This is a genomic window from Blautia sp. HA9023 (assembly GCF_056504095.1).
Genome location: NZ_JBWLUR010000006.1, coordinates 456,553 through 478,264, shown reverse-complemented (window position 1 = coordinate 478,264; position 21,712 = coordinate 456,553). Strand labels below are relative to the sequence as shown.

Genomic DNA, 21,712 nt, shown 5'->3' with positions numbered 1-21,712 from the left:
ATCAAAAGCCATTTACCAGATGAAAACGTAAAAAGTGATTTCATCTGGCAGATGGCTTTTTTGTGCTGTGTGGAACATTTTTTGTGAATAAAAACAAAAAATATGAACAGAATAAACAAATAAAAAGTTTGCGAAAAAATGGTAAAAATATAACGAATTTGACGATTTTTTGACGCAAAAAGAATATATTTTTCGTTAAATTGCATAATAAACATTGTTTTAGATAAAAAGTTGTGGTACAATTTGGATATGCAGAGAGGCGGTGATCAGATGATCCAGGAAACGATCAAGGCAGTGAAAGAGGCGGAGGCAAAAGCACAGCAGAAAATAAAAGACGCATCCGTCCGTGCACAGAACATCATCAGCGAAGCTGAGAAAGAGGCGGAGGAGATTATCAGAAAAGCGGAAATAACCGCAGGTGAACAGGCGGCATCTGATATGAAAGCAGCCGAAGAACGTGCACACAGTACAGAGAACACTGTCGTTGGACAGGCAGAGGAGGAGCTTGCAGCTTTGAAAAAGAAAGCGGAGTCGAGGCATGAGCAGGCCATCCAGACAGTAATGGACAGTTTGTTCTGAGAGGGGGAATGCGAAAATGGCAGTATTGCAGATGCAGCGAATCAGTATCTGCGCAATGAAGAAGAACCGTAAGGCCATATTGGAAGAACTGCAGTCACTTGGAGTATTGGAGATCGATGCGGCGGAACTGGACCCGGAACTTAAGACCATGGATACCATGAATGCCAGACTGATCTTCGAAAAGAACGCATCCCTGTGCGATCAGGCAATCGAGATTCTGGATGAATTTTCGAAGGAGAAGGGATCTATGCTGGCATCCCTGGCAGGAAAGCCTCTGATCGGAAGAAAGCAGGAGGAAGAAGCCATCCGGGATCAGGAAGAGATCCTGAGGACAGCCAGAGAGATCCAGGGGTACCGGAAGAAACTCACAGAGAACAGCGCAGCGGTAGTTAAGATCGAACAGCAGGAAGCGGCACTTGCTCCATGGCTGGATCTGGATATCCCCATGAATTCGCAGGGAACAGCGAAAACGGCAGTACTTGTGGGAAGTATTGACGGGAATGTAACTCTGGACCAGGTATACAGTCAGCTGGCAGTGGACGCACCACAGCTTGAAGCTTTTGACATCCAGGAAATCTCAAATGATGCCGGTAAGCTGAGCCTGGTGGTTGTCTGTCTGAAGACACAGGCACAGGAGATGGAAGAAGCACTCCGCATGCAGGGATTCGCAAGACCGGCACAGCTGGTATCAGAGGTTCCGGCACAGGAACTGGAGAACCTTAAGAATGAAGTGGTGCGCATCCAGGAAGAATCCGAACAGATCCGGGAGCAGATCCGTGATCTTCATGACAGGAAGAATTCCCTTCAGCTTGTATCCGATTACTTCCGGATCCGTGCACAGAAATATGAAGTTTTAGGTCAGCTCCGCCAGTCAGAGAGCACTTTTTTTGTGACAGGATATCTTCCGAAGAAACAGGTTCCCGCAATGGAGAAACGGCTTACGGAGAAGTACGATATTGTTTTTGAAGCAGAAGATGCTGATGGAGAAAATGTTCCGGTTGCCCTTCAGAACAGCAGATTCGGAGCGGCAGGAGAAGGAGTTCTTGCAGCGTTTGGTCTTCCCGGAAAGGGAGAGATCGATCCGTCCACCATTATGACAGCCTGCTATGTATTCCTTTTCGGACTGATGCTATCAGATGCAGCCTACGGACTGATCGTGTTTGCGGTCTGTCTGGGAGTGCTTCTGAAATTCCCCAGAATGGAAAGCGGAATGCAGAAATCCATCCGGCTGTTCATGTACTGTGGACTGTCCACTTTGTTCTGGGGCGTAATGTTTGGCGGATATTTCGGAGATTTTATCGATGTATTCTCAAGAGTATATCTGCATAAACCGGTCACTGTGAAGCCGGTATGGTTTGCACCGTTGAATGAGCCTATGAGACTTCTAGTGTTCTCCATGCTGTTTGGCCTGATCCATATGTTCCTTGGAATGGGACTTAAGGGCTACATGCTGATCCGTGACAGAAAATATCTCGACTTTTTCTGCGATGTAGTACTCTGGTTCATGCTCCTTATGGGACTGATCCTTATCTTTATCCCGAGCAGCATGTTCCGTTCTATTTCTCAGATGAACTTGAACCTTCCGCCCGCAGTGATACAGGTGGGCAAATGGATGGCCATCATCGGAGCAGTGGGAATTCTCTTCATGTCAGGAAGAGATAAGAAGAATCCGTTCCTCCGGCTGGCGCTTGGAGCTTACGACCTTTATAACATCACAGGATGGGTCAGTGATATCCTTTCCTATTCCAGACTTCTTGCTCTGGGACTGGCTACCGGTGTTATTGCGTCGGTTATGAACCAGATGGGCAGTATGCTGGGAGACAGTATTTTTGGATGGATCGTATTTATTCTTGTATTTGTGATTGGTCATACGTTTAACCTTCTGATCAATCTTCTGGGTGCATACGTGCACACCTGCCGATTACAGTACGTAGAGTTCTTCGGCAAATTCTTTGAGGGCGGAGGAAAAGAGTTCCACCCCTTCCGCGAAAATACAAAATATGTAGATATTAAGGAGGATTAATATTATGAGTGGTATCGTTTGGGCATTATTGGGAGCAGCAATTTCCGTAGCTCTTGCAGGTATTGGTTCCGCTATCGGCGTTGGTACAGCCGGCCGTGCAGCAGCAGGCGTTGTAACGGAAGATCCGGACAAATTTGCCAAGGTTCTGCTTCTTCAGCTTCTTCCTGGTACCCAGGGTATTTACGGACTGCTGGTAGCATTCCTTGCACTTTCCAAGGTCGGGATCCTGGGCGGCGGTGTTGCCGATATTTCTCTGGAAACCGGACTTATGATCTTTGTGGCATGTCTCCCGATCGCCATTGCAGGCCTTCTTTCCGCGATCCATCAGGGAAAAACTTCCGTAGCTTCCATCGGCATCGTAGCCAAGAAGCCGGAGCAGTTCGGTAAAGCTATGCTTTTCCCGGCAATGGTTGAGACATATGCGATTCTGGCTCTTCTGATCTCTATTCTTGCAGTCAGCGGAATTCAGGTTTGATTCATCAGGAGGGGCAGATCATGACAGGATTAGAGAAGATGGTAAGCCAGATTCTTGAAGAAGCCGATGCTTCTGCAGCCGTTATGATCAGTGACGCGGAGAAAAAAGCCGCGGAGATCCTCGGGGAAGCCGGAGAAAAAGCTGATAAGATTCGGCAGCAGAGGGAAGAACAGTCCAGGGCAAAGGTGAAAAGCTATGAAGAGCGGACAGCTTCCGCCGCAGATATGAAGAAACGTACCGCAGTTCTTGCAGCCAAGCAGGAGCTGATCGGGAAGGTGATTGCGGATGCCTGTGACCGTGTGAAGAATCTGGATGAAGGAAAATATTTTGAGATCCTTAAGAGTATGGCAGAGAAATATCTGCTTCCAAGAGAAGGAGAGATCTGTTTTTCAAAGAAGGATCTGGAACGTATGCCGGCGAATTTCCGTGAGGAGATTAAAGGCCTGGCACAGAAAAAAGGCGGCACACTGGAGATTTCCGGTGAAGCCAGAAATATAGACGGAGGTTTTATCCTGGTATACGGCGGCATTGAGGAAAACTGTTCCATTGATGCCATGTTTGCAGAGAAACGGGATGAACTTCTGGATCAGGTAAGAAAGATTTTGTTTGCGTAAAACACCATCGCAAAAAGGAGGGCGTGAAATATGTTTGGTGAAGATTATGCCTATGCGGTGGCGCGGATACGTGTTCTGGAGACCGGACTTCTGAATCAGGCGGCGATCGAACAGCTTCTGGCATGTCAGGATGAGCAGCAGTGCCTTCAGATCCTTACAGAGAAGGGCTGGGGAAACGGTGATCCTGCAGCCGGTGCGGACGCCATTCTTTCCAGGGAGCGAGAAAAGATCTGGGAGATCATGGATTCGCTGGTAGCGGACCGATCTGTTTTTTCCGTTCTCTCTTATCAGGATCTTTTCCATAACCTGAAAGCGGCTGTGAAGGCCAGCATCCTGGATGGGACAACGCCGAATATTTTTTTCAGCGACTGTGCCATTGACGGCGAGGATATGGTGAAATTCCTGAAGGATAAAGAATACGACCGTTTTCCGGAAGATATGCGAGAAGCGGCAAGAGAAGCCTATGAGACCTTTTTGCACACAAGAGATGGACAGCTTGCGGATATTATCGTAGACCGGGCGGCACTGGATGCCATAAGAGCGGCCGGGGAGAGATCGAAAGAAGAGATCGTCCGGCAGTATGCGGAATCTACAGTTGCGGTAGCAGATATCCGGATCGCAGTCCGTGCCTGCAAAACAGGAAAAAGTTCGGACTTCATGAAAAAAGCTATGGCAGAATGTGACACACTGGATAAGGAAAGACTGATCCACGCTGCAGTCAGCGGAATGGATCAGATCATGAGTTATCTGGCAGAAACGAAATACGGGGACGGAGCTCTGGCACTGGCGGAATCGGCTTCCGCTTTTGAGAGATGGTGTGACAACCAGATCATGGAGACTATCCGACCTCAGCTGTACAATTCATTTTCACTGGGACCGCTGGTAGCCTATGTGCTCGCCCGTGAGAATGAGATCAAGACGGTGCGGATCATTCTCACCGGAAAGCGCAGCGGCCTTCCGGAAGAGTTTATCCGGGAAAGGGCAAGGGAAATGTATGTATAAGATCGCGGTTTTGGGTGATTATAACAGCATTTACGGGTTTGCGGCGCTTGGCCTTGATACCTTTCCGGTGGAAGATCCCGCAGAGGGAAAAGAGAAGCTAAACCGTCTGGCAGCCGGTGAATATGCGGTTATTTATATTACGGAACAGCTGGCAGCCCAGCTTTCCGCTGAGATCAGTAAATACAGTGAAGCGCTGATGCCGGCGATCATTCAGATACCGGGAATTGCCGGAAATACAGGCGCAGGAATTGAAAATGTAAAGAAATCTGTGGAGACGGCAGTTGGCTCCGATATTCTTTTCAGCAATGAGTGACAAGAAAGCAGGTGATTGGTTCAGATGAGCAGAGGGACCATTAAGAAGGTAGCAGGACCGCTGGTAATTGCCAAAGGTATGCGAGATGCGAATATGTATGACGTGGTTCGTGTAAGCAGCCAGCGTCTGATCGGTGAGATTATTGAGATGCATGAAGATGAGGCTTCCATACAGGTATATGAGGAGACTTCAGGACTTCGCCCGGGAGAACCGGTAGAGTCTATGGAAGTTCCCCTTTCCGTGGAACTGGGACCTGGCCTTATCACAAGTATTTACGATGGAATCCAACGTCCGCTGGATGACATTATGAAAGTAGCAGGCAGCAACAACCTGAAACGAGGTGTTGAGGTACCTGCACTGAAGCGGGATAAAAAATGGAATTTCGTCCCGGTCGCAAAAGTGGGAGATGAGCTGGAAGGCGGCGATGTTCTCGGAACCGTTCAGGAGACCATCGTTGTTACACAGAAGATCATGGTACCACCCAATATGAAAGGTACTCTGAAAGAAATCAGATCCGGTGAGTTTACCGTAGATGAGACCGTTGCAGTTCTTTCCACGGCAGACGGAGATAAAGAACTGACACTGATGCAGCACTGGCCGGTACGACGTGGCCGTCCATACAAGAAAAAACTTCCGCCGGCAAAACCTCTGGTAACAGGCCAGCGTGTTATTGATACCATGTTCCCAATCGCCAAGGGTGGTGTGGCAGCAGTTCCTGGCCCGTTCGGAAGCGGCAAGACCGTTATCCAGCATCAGCTTGCAAAATGGGCAGAGGCAGATATCGTAGTTTATATCGGCTGCGGTGAGCGTGGAAACGAGATGACAGACGTTCTGAACGAGTTTCCGGAGTTGAAAGACCCGAAAACCGGACAGTCTCTGATGGAGAGAACTGTTCTGATCGCAAACACCTCAGATATGCCGGTTGCGGCACGTGAGGCTTCTATTTATACAGGTATTACTATTGCGGAGTATTTCCGTGATATGGGTTACTCTGTAGCACTGATGGCAGATTCCACTTCCAGATGGGCCGAGGCTCTCCGTGAGATGTCCGGACGACTGGAGGAGATGCCAGGTGAGGAAGGTTACCCGGCGTATCTGGGTTCCCGTCTTGCACAGTTCTACGAGCGTGCCGGACACGTGATCTGTAATGGAAAAGACGGAAGAGAAGGTGCCCTGACAGCTATCGGTGCGGTATCTCCTCCAGGTGGTGATATTTCCGAGCCTGTTTCCCAGGCAACACTTCGAATCGTGAAGGTATTCTGGGGACTGGATGCAAACCTTGCATACAAACGTCACTTCCCGGCAATCAACTGGCTGACCAGTTATTCCCTGTATCTGGACAGTGTAGGTGGATGGTTTGATGAAAATGTGGCGCCGGACTGGATGGAGCTCCGTCAGAGAATGATGACCCTTCTCCAGGAAGAGGCAGAGCTGGAGGAGATCGTAAAGATGGTAGGTATGGATGCACTTTCTCCGGGCGACCGCCTGAAAATGGAAGCAGCCCGTTCCATCCGCGAGGACTTCCTTCATCAGAACTCTTTCCATGAGATCGATACCTATACATCTCTGGAAAAACAGCACAACATGATGCGCCTGGTACTTGCATTCTATGATGCAGGCCTGGATGCGCTGAAACAGGGTGCAGATATCAATGATATCGTAAAACTGCCGGTACGTGAGCAGATCGGCCGTTACAAATATACAAAAGAAGATCAGCTGGCAGCGGAATATGAGAAGGTAACCCGCCAGCTTGCAGCAGAGACTGCGGAACTTCTGGGAAAGGAGGGCCTGTAAAATGCCAAAAGAATATAGGACCATACAGGAAGTTGCCGGCCCTTTGATGCTGGTACGAGGCGTTGAAGATGTGGCATTTGACGAGCTGGGTGAGATTGAGCTTGCCGATGGCGAAACAAGAAGATGCCGTGTTCTGGAGATTGACGGAAGCAATGCGCTGGTACAGTTGTTTGAGAGTTCCACAGGTATCAACCTTTCCAACAGTAAAGTACGTTTTCTGGGACGAAGCATGGAGCTTGGTGTATCCGGCGATATGCTGGGCCGTGTCTTTGACGGACTGGGCCGTCCCATTGATGACGGTCCGGAGATCCTTCCGGAAGAGAGAAGAGATATCAATGGCCTGCCGATGAATCCGGCAGCCAGAAGTTATCCGGAGGAGTTTATCCAGACCGGTGTATCCGCTATTGACGGACTGAACACCCTGGTACGTGGGCAGAAACTTCCGATCTTCTCCGCATCCGGTCTTCCTCATGCACAGCTTGCGGCACAGATCGCGAGACAGGCGAAGGTTCGCGGAAAAGACGAGCAGTTCGCCGTTGTATTTGCTGCCATGGGTATCACTTTTGAGGAGTCAAACTTCTTCGTAGAGAGCTTTAAGGAAACTGGGGCTATAGACCGTACTGTTCTTTTTGTAAACCTGGCAAATGACCCGGCTGTTGAGCGTATCGCTACTCCGCGAATGGCACTGACAGCAGCAGAGTATCTTGCCTTCGAAAAAGACATGCACGTTCTTGTAATCCTTACAGATATCACAAACTATGCGGATGCTCTCCGTGAGGTTTCTGCAGCACGTAAAGAGGTTCCGGGCCGTCGTGGATATCCCGGATACATGTATACAGACCTTGCTTCTCTCTACGAGCGTGCAGGCCGTCAGAAAGGAAAAGCAGGAAGTATCACCATGGTTCCGATCCTGACCATGCCTGAGGATGACAAGACCCATCCGATCCCTGACCTTACCGGTTACATCACAGAGGGACAGATCATTCTGAGCCGTGAGCTTTACCGTAAAGGAATCACACCGCCCATTGATGTTCTTCCGTCTCTGTCACGACTGAAAGATAAAGGTATCGGTGAGGGTAAGACAAGAGCAGACCATGCCAACACCATGAACCAGCTGTTTGCCGCATATGCCCGTGGTAAAGAGGCCAAAGAGCTGATGACCATTCTTGGTGAGGCTGCCCTCTCTGACATTGACCTGATCTATGCGAAATTTGCGGATGCTTTTGAGAAGGAATATGTTTCCCAGGGCTATCAGGCAAACCGTGATATCGAGGAAACCCTGGCCATCGGCTGGAAGCTGCTTTCCATTCTTCCGAGAAGCGAGCTGAAACGTATCGATGACAAATTCCTTGACCAGTATTACGGAAAAGTATAAAGGGGGGATGATTTGTGGCATCAACACAGGTGAATCCTACCCGTATGGAGCTTACGAAGCAGAAAAAGAAGCTGGTGACTGCAGTCCGTGGCCATAAGCTTCTGAAGGATAAGCGGGACGAGCTGATGCGACAGTTCCTGGATCTGGTGCGCGAGAACATGGAGCTGCGTAAAAAAGTAGAGGCTGGTATCCGAAGTGCCAACACCAATTTTGTCATTGCAAAAGCCGGAATGTCGGAGGAGACTCTGAACACTGCTCTGATGGCTCCCAAGCAGGAAGTCTATCTGGAAACCGGCAAAAAGAATGTCATGAGTGTGGATATTCCTGTTTTTGAATACAAAACAAGAACACCGGACGCCAACGATATCTATTCCTATGGTTTTGCTTTTACCTCCAGTGATCTGGACGGAGCGGTAAAATCCCTGGCGGATATCCTTCCGGACATGGCTCCGCCTGGCAGAAGTGGAAAAAGCCTGTCAGCTGATGGCTTCTGAGATTGAAAAAACAAGGCGCCGTGTAAACGCCCTGGAGCATGTTATCATACCGGAAGCACAGGCAAACATCAAATACATCACCATGAAGCTGGATGAGAACGAGAGAAGTACCCAGATCCGACTGATGAAGGTGAAAGATATGATGCTGGAGGAAGCACATCATTACAAGGAGCGGGAAGCCGAGCGCGGTGCGTAAAGCATAAAACACAAAGCGCAGGCATCTTGTAAGAAAAAGAAAAATTGATATAGAAAGTTTTACGTAACGGGAAGGAGACGCCTCTGTGCTGTGCGATGTTTTGGACAGTGTAGGGGCGTTTTATTTATAAAATATTTAGTTTTCGTTCGCAGAAAATCAAGAGATGTACGGTATAATAATCAACAGTAAAGAATGCGCGGCGGAAGATGAGTCCTGGTATTTTATCTGTCTGTCGCAGCAGAAAGAGAAGGGAATACATTATGAATACTTTTTTACAGTCAGTACAGAATCTGGACGGAGAAATCCTTCTCCAGATCCAGCAGCATTTAAGAACGGATATGCTGACACCATTTATGAAAATCGTTACATTTCTGGGAAACGGAGGATGGTTCTGGATCCTCTGTGCAGTTGTTCTTCTTGCTGTTCCAAAGACAAGAAAAACAGGCTATGCGGCAGTTTTGTCCCTGATTTTCGGAGTGATCGTTACGAATCTGCTTCTCAAAAACATAGTAGCAAGGCCAAGGCCTTTTGCGGAAATCGAAGCTCTGATCCCGCTGATCGCCAAACCAACGGATTTCTCCTTTCCGTCAGGCCACACAACAGCATCCTTTGCCGTTGCCCTGGTAATGCTTCGGATGCTCCCGAAGAAAATTGGAATCCCGGCAGTAGTCCTGGCAGCGCTGGTGGCATTTTCCAGATTATATCTTGGTGTCCATTATCCTACAGATGTCCTTGCCGGGTTCGTTGTTGCGCTGGTGGGAAGCTCGCTGGCTGTGTGGGGTGTGAGGACGAAGCTGGGAAATCAATAAGTTTGATAACAGATGTTGAGAAATAGAAGTATATAATGTGGGTTTAACCAAATAAAGGAAGTTCCCTGAGAATGTGTGTCACTTTCCCAGGGATTTTTTTATATACACTTTAATTTGATAAAGTATTGACACGCCAGACGGAAACGGGGTACAATTATAAACAAGATTGTCAGGAAACGGTGAAAATGATGATGTAGAAATTAAACCAGATCAGGGAAGAGCCCTGTGGGGTTGTGAAAAGCAATAAGCAATGGGTGGGGACTTGCTTGTATCAGGAGGAGCAAGCCTGCTCAGAATAAAAGGAGAGAACACGAAATGATATCAGAAAAAATGAAACCCTACGTAAAAAACAATTCTGCCATCCGTATGATGTTTGAGGAAGGAAACCGCCTCCGTGCAAAATACGGCGCAGATAAGGTTTTTGATTTCAGCCTTGGAAATCCAAGTGTACCGGCGCCGGACAGTGTTCGTGAAGCCATTATCGATCTTGTAAATAATACGGACCCGACCGTCCTTCACGGATATATGAGCAACGCAGGTTTTGAAGATGTACGCCAGACTATCGCAGAATCTTTAAACAGACGTTTTGATACAAAATTTTCTGCAAAGAACCTGATCATGACAGTAGGCGCTGCAAGCGGCCTGAACGTAATTCTGAAGACGATCCTGAACCCGGGAGAAGAGGTGATCGTTTTTGCACCATATTTTCTGGAATACGGTGCATATGTCCGCAATTATGACGGTGTCCTTGTGGAAATCTCTCCGGATACCACAACCTTCCAGCCAAATCTCGCTGAATTTGAGCAGAAGATCACACCGAAGACAAAAGCAGTTATCGTAAATACTCCGCACAATCCGACCGGAGTTGTATATTCAGAAGAAACAATCAGGAAACTTTCCGCAATTTTGGAAGCAAAACAAAAAGAGTTCGGAACCGTGATCTACCTGATCTCCGATGAGCCATACCGTGAACTGGCTTACGATGGCGTGGAAGTTCCGTACCTGACGAAATATTATGACAATACAGTTGTGGGATATTCTTACAGCAAATCTCTTTCCCTTCCGGGAGAGCGTATCGGATATCTGGTGATCCCGGATGAGGCGGACGGAAGTGAAGAACTGATCTCAGCTGCAACCATCGCAAACCGTACACTTGGCTGCGTAAATGCACCATCCCTGATCCAGAAAGTAGTTGCGAAATGTGTAGATGCAAAGACAGATCTTGCAGCTTACGATAAAAACCGTCAGGCACTTTACAATGGCCTGAAAGAATGCGGCTTTGAGTGCATCAAACCACAGGGTGCGTTCTATCTCTTCGTAAAATCTCCGGTAGCTGATGAAAAAGCCTTCTGCGAGGCCGGCAAGAAATATAACATCCTCATGGTACCGGGAAGCTCCTTCGCATGCCCTGGTTATGTGAGACTGGCATACTGTGTATCTTATGATACCATTGTAAATTCTCTTCCGGAGTTTAAGAAACTTGCAGCAGAGTATGGCCTGAAATAAATTAACGAGAATAAACGATAATTATAAAGCGATTATATAAGAGATCCCCGGTACAGCCTGTTCATACAGAACTGTATCGGGGATCTTTTGCAAGAGGGAAATAAGCAAAGGAAACGCAGCCGGGAGCGAATAAACTCCCGGCCGTGTTTCCCTTAGAAGGGTGTTCCACATTTATTTGGCTTTTTTCTCTTCTTTCTTTGGCATTTCTCCGTAGTATGCCTTCAGATAGATATCTTTCAGCTCGGATACAAGTGGATATCTCGGGTTAGCGCCGGTGCACTGGTCATTGAAGGCCTGCTCGGACATCTCATCCAGAGTCTCCAGGAAGTATTTCTCATCTACGCCGTAGTCACGGATTGTAGGCATGATCTCGATTGTTCTCATCAGGTCATCCAGTTTGGCGAGAAGTTTTTCGAATACTTCTGCATCGTTCTTGCCTGTAAGACCTACAGAACGGCCGATCTCAGCATAGCGGGCAAGTGTCTTTGGATACTGGTACTGTGGGAAGGTACCCATCTTGGTCGGAACCTCAGCACTGTTGTAACGCATAACATCCAGAAGAACAACTGCGTTTGCGATACCGTGTGGCAGGTGATGGAAAGCACCAAGTTTGTGAGCGAGAGAGTGGTTAACACCGAGGAATGCATTGGCGAATGCAAGACCTGCCATGCAGGAAGCGTTAGCCATATGGTCTCTTGCCTCTACATCGTTGCCGTCTTTATATGCACGTGGCAGATACTCAAATACCAGTTTGATCGCTTTCAGTGCAAGACCGTCTGTGTAATCGGAAGCCATCATGGAAACATAAGCCTCGATTGCATGTGTCATAACGTCGATACCGGAAGCACGGGTCAGTCCCTTCGGTGCGCTCATCATGTTGTTGGTATCTACGATCGCCATATCCGGAAGAAGCTCATAGTCAGCCAGCGGCCATTTAACGCCGGTATCCTGATCTGTGATGATGGCGAAAGGTGTAACCTCGGAACCTGTACCGGAAGATGTCGGGATTGCTACGAAGTAAGCTTTTTTACCCATCTTCGGGAAGGTGTAAACTCTCTTACGGATATCCAGGAAGTCCATGGACATATCGGAGAAGTCAGCGTCCGGATTCTCATAAAGCATCCACATAACCTTGCCGGCATCCATTGCGGAACCACCACCAAGAGCGATGATGCAGTCAGGCTCAAATGCTGTCATAGCCTTGGCTCCGGCTTTTGCGGAAGCGAGAGATGGATCTGGTGCTACATCAGAGAAGCATGGATGAACGATGCCCATCTGATCCAGTTTATCTTCGATCGGTTTGGTGTAACCGTTCTTGTAGAGGAAGGAGTCTGTTACGATGAAGCAGCGTTTCTTGCCCATAACAGTACCGAGCTCGTCAAGAGCAACCGGCATACAGCCTTTCTTAAAGTAAACCTTTTCCGGTGTTCTCATCCAGAGCATATTCTCTCTCCTTTCAGCAACGGTCTTGATATTCAGAAGGTGCTTGACACCAACGTTCTCGGATACGGAGTTACCGCCCCAGGAACCGCAGCCAAGAGTGAGGGATGGAGCAAGTTTGAAGTTGTAAAGGTCACCGATACCACCCTGAGAAGAAGGCGTATTGATAAGGATACGGCAGGTCTTCATAGCTGCCTCGAATTTATCCATCTTCTCTGTCTCATTCACGTTGATGTAGAGGGAAGATGTATGGCCGTAGCCGCCGTCAGCAACAAGACGCTCAGCTTTTGCGATAGCATCGTCAAAATTCTTAGCCTTGTACATGGCAAGTACAGGGGAAAGTTTCTCGTGTGCGAATTCCTCGCTGATATCAACGGACTCAACCTCACCGATAAGGATCTTGGTCTCAGCCGGTACGGTAACGCCTGCCATCTCGGCGATGGTAGCTGCCTTCTGGCCTACGATCTTGGCATTCAGAGCGCCGTTGATGAGGATTGTCTTTCTGACTTTCTCGATCTCGTCTTTTTTAAGGAAGTAGCATCCTCTGTAAAGGAACTCTTCTTTTACTTCTTTATAAATGCTCTCCAGAACAGTTACGGACTGTTCGGAAGCACAGATCATACCATTGTCAAATGTCTTGGAGTGGATAATGGAGTTAACTGCAAGACGGATATCTGCACTGTCATCAATGATGGCAGGTGTATTTCCAGGTCCAACACCAACAGCAGGTTTACCGGAGGAGTAAGCTGCCTTAACCATTCCAGGACCACCGGTTGCGAGGATGATATCTGCGTTCTGCATAACCATGTTGGTCAGCTCAAGGCTCGGGATATCGATCCATCCGATGATTCCTTCCGGTGCACCAGCGGCAACAGCTGCATCCAGAACAACTTTCGCTGCTTCAATGGTAGACTTCTTGGCACGCGGATGCGGGCTGATGATGATTGCGTTACGTGTTTTCAGAGAAATAAGAGATTTAAAGATTGCTGTGGAAGTCGGGTTGGTAGTCGGGATAACTGCGGCAACCAGTCCTACAGGCTCCAGGATCTTCTTGATTCCGTATGCCTTGTCTTCTTCTACAACACCACATGTCTGTGTGTTCTTGTATGCATTATAAACATACTCTGCTGCGTAATGGTTCTTGATAACCTTATCTTCCATGATACCCATGCCTGTTTCTTCAACGGCCATTTTGGCAAGTGGGATACGCATTTTGTCGGCGGCAGTAGCAGCTGCCTTAAAGATCTTGTCAACCTGCTCCTGTGTGTAGGTAGCGAAGATCTTCTGTGCTTCTTTCATTGCAGCCATTTTCGCGGTCAGGGCTTCTGGAGTGTCGATGATGGTAGGGATAGTTTCTTTCTTTGCCATGTGGAATCCTCCTGTTTTCATATGATAATGATCTGTGGTTCTGCGGGCCTGTTTTTTTATGCCGGCAGATGCTGCAGAGTTTTTGTAAGTCCCCGCGCTGCGTTGCTTGGTTGATTCAATCTGATTGAATTTTCTGTTTCAATGATTATATAGTACCAAAATTCAGAAAAAAACGCAAATTCTGAATTTTGCCGCTATGTGCAAAATGACGAACAGAAAATCAGGGGAAAATACTGTAAATTTCACTCCGCAGAACGCTGAATTATTGAAAAATCCTTTAAAAAAAATCTTTAAATTCAGCACTGTGCACAAAAAACATGTTAAATATTTGTCAGCACTGACAAAAAACATGCACACATATGAGGGGCTGGCAAAAGACAAAACGTATCATGCAGTTAAAACATTAACGTTAAACTTTTGTCAATCAATCATGAACACATTATAATTTAACAGATTTCAGACGTCAATAGCGAATGTGATAAATAATTAATGAAAATAACGAAGAATTTTGATAAATAATTCACAAAAATATCATGTCACGGTAAAGCGTCAAACCATAATTGATAAAAAAACTTGAAATTATTTGAGTTTTCAGAACAATTAAGCAAAATATATGGAGACTTTTTTCAGGAATGCAGAAAGAAATGGATAGATTTGTCTGAAAATGAAAAACAGGGCAGGAGATAACTGCCAGAATCCTGCGAGCAGGAAAGCCCGATGTTGTTCAGGGAAATTCGCCACAGGCAGAGAATCCTGCAGCCTGGATTCTTCCTGCAGAAAGAAACGGTCATGCAGGAAATGATTCCAGAAAAAAACTGCCATACAGGAAATGATTCCCGTATGACAGTTGTGTAAATCGTGTTAAAGATATATCCGAATCCTTTATAACTGCAAAACACTGCCAGAATCCAGTAAACAATAAATAATCGTCAAAATTCTATCAGCTCTTGCGGAATGCAGCACGTTTTCGATCTCTGGAATCCAGGATACGTTTACGGATACGAAGGCTCTTAGGAGTTACCTCAAGAAGCTCATCCTGGTCGATGAACTCGATTGCCTGCTCAAGGCTTAATACCTTAGGCGGAACAAGCTTCAGCGCATCGTCTGCCGAAGAAGAACGGGTGTTGGTGAGGTGCTTGGTCTTGCAGACATTCAGCTCGATATCCTCAGCCTTACCATTCTGTCCGATAACCATACCGCTGTAAACCTTCTCGCCAGGTCCGACGAAGAGAGTACCACGCTCCTGAGCGGAGAAAAGACCGTAAGTTACAGTCTCGCCTGCCTCGAAAGCGATGAGGGAACCCTGTTTACGATACGGGAAGTCTCCCTTGTATGGTGCATATCCGTCAAACATGGTGTTCAGGATACCGGTACCCTTGGTGGAGGTAAGGAATTCGTTACGGAATCCGATCAGTCCACGGGAAGGGATGGAGAACTCAAGACGTACAGTTCCGTCGCTTGCTGTGCTCATACCCTGAAGTTCACCTTTACGCTCGCTGAGTTTCTGGATGATGGTACCGGAAAATTCCTCCGGAACATCAACATATGCGATCTCGATCGGCTCCAGTTTGCGTCCGCGCTCGTCTGTATGATAGAGAACCTCCGGTTTGCTGACTGCAAATTCATATCCTTCACGGCGCATGTTCTCAATAAGAACGGAAAGGTGAAGCTCACCACGGCCGGAAACCTTGAAGCACTCAGTTGTATCTGTGTCTTCCACACGAAGGCTGACGTCTGTATTCAGCTCACGGTAGAGGCGGTCACGAAGGTGACGGGAAGTGATAAATTTACCTTCCTGTCCTGCAAGCGGGCTGTCGTTTACAAGGAAGTTCATGGAGATGGTAGGCTCGGAAATCTTCTGGAACGGAATGGACTCCGGGTTATCTCCTGCACAGAGTGTATCTCCAATGTGGATATCTGCAATACCGGAGATCGCAACGATGGCTCCGATGGTAGCACTCTTGACTTCAACCTTGTTCAGGCCGTCAAATTCGTAGAGCTTGCTGATCTTTACGCGCTCGTGTTTGTCCGGGTCATGATGGTTCAGAAGCATCAGCTCCTGGTTCACGGAAATGGTTCCGCGCTCAACTTTACCGACACCGATACGGCCTACATATTCATTGTAGTCGATGGTGCTGATAAGAACCTGTGTATCTCCGTCCGGATCTCCCTCCGGAGCAGGAATTGCATCAAGGATGGTCTCAAAAAGCGGAGCCATATTCTCAGGCTTGTCCTCAAGGTTACGAACTGCATAGCCGGCTTTTGCGGAGGCATACAGGAACGGGCAGTCCAGCTGCTCGTCAGATGCGTCCAGATCCATGAGAAGTTCCAGAACTTCGTCAACAACTTCCTCCGGACGTGCTTCCGGACGGTCGATCTTGTTGATGCAGACAATAACATGCAGGTTCAGTTCGAGAGCTTTACGAAGTACAAATTTAGTCTGAGGCATGGCACCCTCGAAGGCGTCCACAAGAAGAATAACGCCGTCTACCATCTTCAGCACACGCTCTACCTCGCCGCCGAAGTCCGCATGGCCTGGAGTGTCGATGATATTGATTTTTACACCCTTGTAATGAACTGCGGTGTTTTTGGAGAGAATCGTAATGCCGCGCTCACGCTCAATATCGTTGGAGTCCATGACACGTTCCTGGACTTCCTGGTTCTCACGGAAAACACCGCTCTGTTTCAAAAGCTCGTCAACAAGTGTTGTTTTACCGTGATCGACATGGGCGATAATGGCCACGTTACGAACATCTTCACGCTTGGTCTTCATATAATCCAAATCCTTTCTTTCCATATATAAGTAATCTTTTTGTTAAAAATGATGTCCAAATTTATAGTCTATCACATTTTTGGAAGATTACAAGACATAAAAAAATATTTTTGGTTTTTCAGTTTTCAGGCATATTATAGCGCATCTGTACATAGATTGATATAGACGAAATACACGAAGAGGAAGGAGAGCTACTTATTATGGCAGATAAAATTATTGAAAACAATCAGGTATCGGTTATGGGGCGTATTGCCACCGGATTTACCTTCAGCCATCAGGTTTTTGGAGAAGGGTTTTATATGATGGATATTCTGGTAAAACGTCTCAGCGATTCTGAGGACAGGATTCCGGTGATGGTGTCCGAGCGTCTGATTGATATCACCCAGGACTATGTTGGGGAGTATATTGAAATCCACGGACAGTTCCGGTCCTATAACCGTCATGAGGAAAAGAGAAATAGACTTGTGCTTTCGGTATTTGCCAGGGAAGTGAAATTTGTGGAAGAGGGAGAGGAATCCATACCGGTCAATCAGATTTTTCTGGACGGGTATATCTGCAAACCGCCTGTATACAGAAAAACTCCGCTTGGAAGAGAGATTGCGGATCTTCTGATGGCAGTCAACCGTCCTTACGGAAAATCCGATTACATACCATGTATATGCTGGGGAAGAAATGCCAGATATGCTTCGGCTTTTGAAGTAGGCGGACATGTGCTGATCTGGGGCAGAATTCAGAGCAGGGAATATATGAAACGAATCAGTGAAAATGAGACAGAAAAAAGGATAGCCTATGAAGTTTCGGTGAGCAAATTGGAATATGTTGAGTAACATTGGACAGGTTATGGAATATTGGTGGGAACATTAAGGTAACACTTGCATTTCCAGCCAATCTGCGGTAATATAAGAAAAATTAAAAAAATGGGGAATTACCGGTTTCACTAAACAGTAAGAGGAAGAATCATGGAAAAAGAAATAACAGAGGTTTATTGCGGGAACGGGAAAGGAAAGACGACACTGGCTATCGGCCAGGCTTTGCGCTTTGCCGCGCAGGGAAAAAGTGTGATCATCATACAGTTTCTCAAGGGCAGGGAACGCAGAGAACTGGATTTTCTTGAGGATCTGGATAATCTTGATTTCAAGATTTTCCGTTTCGAAAAAATGGACACCTGCTATAATGACCTGAGTGAGCAGGAAAAGACAGAAGAGAGAACCAATATTCTCAACGGCCTTAATTTTGCACGGAAGGTAATTGCTACCGGAGAGTGTGATTTTCTGCTGCTGGATGAAATCCTCGGGCTTATGGATAAAGGAATCGCTCCAGTTGAGACGATCATCGATATGCTTAAGCAGAAGGATGAAAGTATGCACATAGTTATGACCGGACGCTGGCTTCCGGAAGCACTGAAGCCATATGTGGACAGTGTTACCACAATGACAACAGAGCTGACCGGACAGGAACGGAAATAAGCAACAGTTCACAGAAGAAAGAAGGAGGAAGACAAATGGCAATTTTTAAAGGAACAGGCGTTGCAATCGTAACACCTATGCACGAAGACGGTAAGGTAAATTATGAGAAACTTGAGGAGATCCTTGAGGATCAGATCGCGAACAGCACAGACGCCATCGTTATCTGCGGAACAACAGGAGAATCTTCTACTCTGACACACGGAGAGCACCTTCAGACAATCAAGTTCACAATTGACAAAGTTAACAAACGTGTGCCTGTAATCGCAGGAACAGGTTCCAATTGTACAGAGACAGCAATCATGATGTCCAAGGAAGCAGCTTCCTATGGTGCAGACGCTCTTCTTATTGTAACACCTTATTATAACAAGGCTACACAGAAGGGACTTATCGCTCATTACACAGCAATTGCCAATGCAGTTCCGGAAACTCCGCTTATCATGTACAATGTACCGAGCCGTACAGGCTGCAACATCCAGCCGGCTACAGCAGCTTACCTTGCAAAGAATGTAAAGAACATTGTCGGAATCAAGGAAGCAACAGGAGATCTTTCCCAGATCGCCAAGATGATGTCTCTGGCAGACGGACAGCTTGAGCTTTACTCCGGAAATGATGATCAGGTACTTCCGATTCTTTCTCTTGGCGGACTTGGAGTTATTTCCGTACTTTCCAACGTTGCACCGAAGTTTACACATGACATGGTCATGAAATATTTCGACGGTGATACAAAGGGAGCAACAGAGGATCAGCTGAAAGCTCTTCCACTCATTAATGCACTGTTCAGCGAAGTAAACCCGATTCCTGTAAAAACAGCTATGAACCTTATGGGAATGAATGTAGGACCGCTTCGTATGCCGCTTTGCGAGATGGAAGAAGACACAAAGGCTGCTCTTGCAAAAGAGATCGAGAAATTCGGCCTTAAGCTTGCAAAATAATCCGACTGTAAGCGGAAGGTAAAGGAGAATATACTATGGTAAAAATCATCATGCACGGCTGCAACGGACATATGGGTCAGGTGATCAGTGGCATCGTGGAGAAAGATCCGGATGCAGAGATCGTGGCAGGTATCGACATTGCAGATCAGGGAAAAAACAGCTATCCGGTATTCACCGATATTGACGCATGCCAGGTAGAGGCAGACGCGATCGTTGATTTTTCTTCTGCAAAAGCAACAGACAAGCTTCTTGAGTACAGTGCCGCACGCCAGATCCCGGTTGTTCTCTGCAGCACAGGCTTAAGCGAGGAGCAGCTTGCGAAAGTAGAAGAAACATCCAAAAAGGTTGCAGTGCTGAAATCTGCGAACATGTCTCTTGGTATCAACACACTTCTGAAACTGGTTCAGGACGCTGCCAAGGTTCTTGCAACTGCAGGATTTGACATGGAGATCGTTGAGAAACATCACCGCCTGAAAGTAGACGCACCAAGTGGTACTGCACTTGCACTGGCAGACAGCATTAATGAAGTTATGGATAACAAGTATCATTATGTATATGACCGCAGCCAGAAACGTGAGAAACGTGACGATAAGGAGATCGGAATCTCCGCAGTTCGTGGCGGAACCATCGTAGGTGAGCATGAGATCATTTTTGCAGGTCAGGACGAAGTGATCGAGTTCAAGCATACTGCATATTCCAAGGCTATTTTTGGAAAAGGTGCTGTAGAAGCAGCCAAATTCCTTGCAGGTAAACCGGCAGGACGTTACGATATGAGTGACGTGATCGGCTGATCCTGACAGGTTGACAGTTTAATCCGTAACAGAATGATACAGGTAATAAAAACGGGTTTCGTGTAAAAGCGGAGCCCGTTTTTTTGAATGAAATTGCGAAGCGATTTCATTCATGAGCATGTAGTGGAACGGAATGCGAATGTCCGCTATATGGCCTTATAGCAAAGAATATTTTTGAAATTTTTGCCAGGATAGAATACTGGAAAAAGTGCCATATTAGGAATACAGAATTTTTCAGAAAAAGGAGAAGATCATATGAAAAAATGGAAGGCGATTCTTTTTGGCACTTTGCTCACTCTGTCTCTGTGTACATTTACAGCCTGTGGTACAGAGGTAAATAATGCGGATGAAACTGTGGACGAGAAAAATAATGATGAGAGAAATAAGAAAAAAAATACAAACGAAAATACTGCCACAGAAAATGGAATTATGGAAGATGAAACAGATAATGACGGTGTGATGGACAACGGCGGGATCATTGAAGATTCTGGCACAGATAACAATGAGATGGCCGGTGGAAATATTACCGTGACTCCTGCGGGAAATGGAAATAATACAACAGCAGCGCCTGGAACTACAGATGCCAACGGAACCGGAAATGACGGAACGGTATCCGGTGAGCTGGGTGACAGTGTGAAGGACCTGGGCGACGGCGTAGGAAATGCGGTGGATGATATTGGCAATGCAGTAGGAAATGCGGTAGAGGGCAGATAGAGTTGCTGTTTATTTCGTGGTCAGCAACTGTAAGGTAACCTGGTGCTACAGATATTTTACCACAGCATTGCATAAAACTGCTTCTGATGCTATTATCAGTGCATGGAAAGAAAACGGAGGACAGGATTATGAAATTCAGACCATGCATTGATATACATAACGGAAAAGTAAAACAGATCGTAGGAGGAAGCCTGAAAGATCAGGGTGATCAGGCGGCAGAAAATTTTGTGTCAGAGCAGGATGCGGCTTTTTATGCAGAGCTTTATAAGAAGGCGGGATTAAAGGGCGGTCATGTGATCCTTTTGAACGGAAAAGATTCTCCCAACTATGAAGCGACGAAAGCCCAGGCGCTTCTTGCCCTGAAAAGATATCCCAGAGGACTTCAGATCGGAGGCGGTATCTGCCCGGAGAATGCGTCAGAGTATCTGGAGGCTGGTGCCAGCCATGTGATCGTAACCTCCTATGTGTTTAAAAACGGAGTGATCTCCTGGGAAAATCTGGAGAAGATCCGGAATACAGCAGGAAAAGAACATCTTGTGCTGGACTTAAGCTGCCGCAAAAAAGACGGTAACTATTATATTGTCACAGACCGCTGGCAGAAATTTACAGAAGAGATCGTGACACTGGAACTGATGGAAAAGCTTGGAAGTTACTGTGATGAATTTCTGGTCCATGCAGTGGATGTGGAGGGAAAGGCTCATGGTGTTGAGACAGAACTTGCGGAACTTCTGGGACAGTATACAGCTCATCCGGTAACTTATGCAGGCGGTGTCGGCTCCATGGCAGATATTGAGGAACTTCGAAGGGCAGGACAGGGAAGACTGGACGTGACTGTTGGCAGTGCACTGGATATTTTTGGCGGAAGCATACCGTTTGAAGTTCTGGCAGAGATGAAGTAGAATAGTTGCATATTCATGACAAAAAAATCCTTTTGCAGGAATATATTGAATAAATTTAGAAAAAATTTGTAAAATTTTTGAAAAGTGATGTTAAAATTCAACTTAATGTGTTATAATAGCAACATAAAACAGCAAAGGGGATGGAAGTC

18 protein-coding genes and 1 pseudogene are annotated in these 21,712 nt (G+C 46.7%); 17 read left to right on the top strand and 2 right to left on the bottom strand.

The window, feature by feature from the left end; translation table 11 throughout:
- Positions 1-270: 270 nt before the first annotated feature.
- The 11 genes and pseudogenes from AC04Q6_RS06290 to AC04Q6_RS06240 all read left to right on the top strand — a co-directional run bounded on the left by AC04Q6_RS06290 (position 271) and on the right by AC04Q6_RS06240 (position 11,180).
- A complete protein-coding gene (locus tag AC04Q6_RS06290; RefSeq protein ID WP_178087484.1) occupies positions 271-579 on the top strand; it encodes a V-type ATPase subunit subunit G family protein in 309 nt (102 codons plus the stop codon).
- A gap of 16 nt (positions 580-595) precedes the next feature.
- Positions 596-2,602, top strand: coding sequence for a V-type ATP synthase subunit I (locus AC04Q6_RS06285; protein WP_118070895.1), 2,007 nt, complete (start codon positions 596-598; stop codon positions 2,600-2,602).
- Positions 2,603-2,606: 4 nt separating this feature from the next.
- The gene (locus tag AC04Q6_RS06280) at positions 2,607-3,077 is read left to right on the top strand and encodes a V-type ATP synthase subunit K (protein ID WP_015526259.1); all 471 of its coding nucleotides are present in this window, start codon (positions 2,607-2,609) and stop codon (positions 3,075-3,077) included.
- Positions 3,078-3,097: 20 nt separating this feature from the next.
- Positions 3,098-3,691, top strand: a complete 594-nt coding sequence (locus AC04Q6_RS06275; protein ID WP_021977448.1) for a V-type ATP synthase subunit E — start codon at positions 3,098-3,100, stop codon at positions 3,689-3,691.
- A gap of 30 nt (positions 3,692-3,721) precedes the next feature.
- A complete protein-coding gene (locus AC04Q6_RS06270; protein WP_021977447.1) occupies positions 3,722-4,693 on the top strand; it encodes a V0D/AC39 family V-type ATPase subunit in 972 nt (323 codons plus the stop codon).
- Positions 4,686-5,006 (top strand): V-type ATP synthase subunit F, encoded by a 321-nt coding sequence (locus AC04Q6_RS06265; protein WP_021977446.1) that lies wholly within the window; start codon positions 4,686-4,688, stop codon positions 5,004-5,006. The genes AC04Q6_RS06270 and AC04Q6_RS06265 overlap by 8 nt, the downstream gene beginning before the upstream one ends.
- Positions 5,007-5,030: 24 nt before the next feature.
- A complete protein-coding gene (locus tag AC04Q6_RS06260) occupies positions 5,031-6,800 on the top strand; it encodes a V-type ATP synthase subunit A (protein WP_021977445.1) in 1,770 nt (589 codons plus the stop codon).
- 1 nt (position 6,801) lies between these two features.
- Entirely contained in the window at positions 6,802-8,175 is a 1,374-nt protein-coding gene (locus AC04Q6_RS06255) for a V-type ATP synthase subunit B (protein WP_118061791.1), read from the top strand.
- A 14-nt stretch (positions 8,176-8,189) separates the two neighbouring features.
- Positions 8,190-8,865 (top strand): annotated as a pseudogene (locus tag AC04Q6_RS06250) (V-type ATP synthase subunit D).
- A 260-nt stretch (positions 8,866-9,125) separates the two neighbouring features.
- Positions 9,126-9,674, top strand: a complete 549-nt coding sequence (locus tag AC04Q6_RS06245) for a phosphatase PAP2 family protein (protein ID WP_118061898.1) — start codon at positions 9,126-9,128, stop codon at positions 9,672-9,674.
- A 315-nt stretch (positions 9,675-9,989) separates the two neighbouring features.
- Entirely contained in the window at positions 9,990-11,180 is a 1,191-nt protein-coding gene (locus tag AC04Q6_RS06240) for a pyridoxal phosphate-dependent aminotransferase (protein WP_118070896.1), read from the top strand.
- Positions 11,181-11,351: 171 nt separating this feature from the next.
- On the opposite strand, the gene adhE is transcribed toward AC04Q6_RS06240, so the two are convergent.
- The gene (gene adhE / locus AC04Q6_RS06235; RefSeq protein ID WP_476389588.1) at positions 11,352-13,988 is read right to left on the bottom strand and encodes a bifunctional acetaldehyde-CoA/alcohol dehydrogenase; all 2,637 of its coding nucleotides are present in this window, start codon (positions 13,986-13,988) and stop codon (positions 11,352-11,354) included.
- Positions 13,989-14,928: 940 nt separating this feature from the next.
- Positions 14,929-16,761, bottom strand: a complete 1,833-nt coding sequence (gene typA / locus AC04Q6_RS06230; RefSeq protein ID WP_021975803.1) for a translational GTPase TypA — start codon at positions 16,759-16,761, stop codon at positions 14,929-14,931.
- Positions 16,762-16,961: 200 nt separating this feature from the next.
- On the opposite strand from typA, the gene AC04Q6_RS06225 reads away from it, so the two are divergent.
- The 6 genes from AC04Q6_RS06225 to hisA all read left to right on the top strand — a co-directional run bounded on the left by AC04Q6_RS06225 (position 16,962) and on the right by hisA (position 21,563).
- Positions 16,962-17,588, top strand: a complete 627-nt coding sequence (locus tag AC04Q6_RS06225; RefSeq protein WP_021975802.1) for a single-stranded DNA-binding protein — start codon at positions 16,962-16,964, stop codon at positions 17,586-17,588.
- 132 nt (positions 17,589-17,720) lie between these two features.
- On the top strand, positions 17,721-18,227 hold the full coding sequence (locus AC04Q6_RS06220) for a cob(I)yrinic acid a,c-diamide adenosyltransferase (RefSeq protein WP_021975801.1): 507 nt from the start codon (positions 17,721-17,723) through the stop codon (positions 18,225-18,227).
- 35 nt (positions 18,228-18,262) lie between these two features.
- A complete protein-coding gene (dapA, locus tag AC04Q6_RS06215) occupies positions 18,263-19,159 on the top strand; it encodes a 4-hydroxy-tetrahydrodipicolinate synthase (RefSeq protein ID WP_021975800.1) in 897 nt (298 codons plus the stop codon).
- A 35-nt stretch (positions 19,160-19,194) separates the two neighbouring features.
- Positions 19,195-19,950 carry a 4-hydroxy-tetrahydrodipicolinate reductase gene (dapB, locus tag AC04Q6_RS06210; RefSeq protein WP_118070897.1) on the top strand — a complete coding sequence of 252 codons (756 nt, stop codon included), beginning with the start codon at positions 19,195-19,197 and terminating at the stop codon, positions 19,948-19,950.
- Positions 19,951-20,205: 255 nt separating this feature from the next.
- A complete protein-coding gene (locus AC04Q6_RS06205; protein WP_021975798.1) occupies positions 20,206-20,664 on the top strand; it encodes a hypothetical protein in 459 nt (152 codons plus the stop codon).
- Between the two features lie 128 nt (positions 20,665-20,792).
- Entirely contained in the window at positions 20,793-21,563 is a 771-nt protein-coding gene (gene hisA, locus AC04Q6_RS06200) for a phosphoribosylformimino-5-aminoimidazole carboxamide ribotide isomerase (RefSeq protein WP_118070898.1), read from the top strand.
- Positions 21,564-21,712 lie beyond the last annotated feature (149 nt).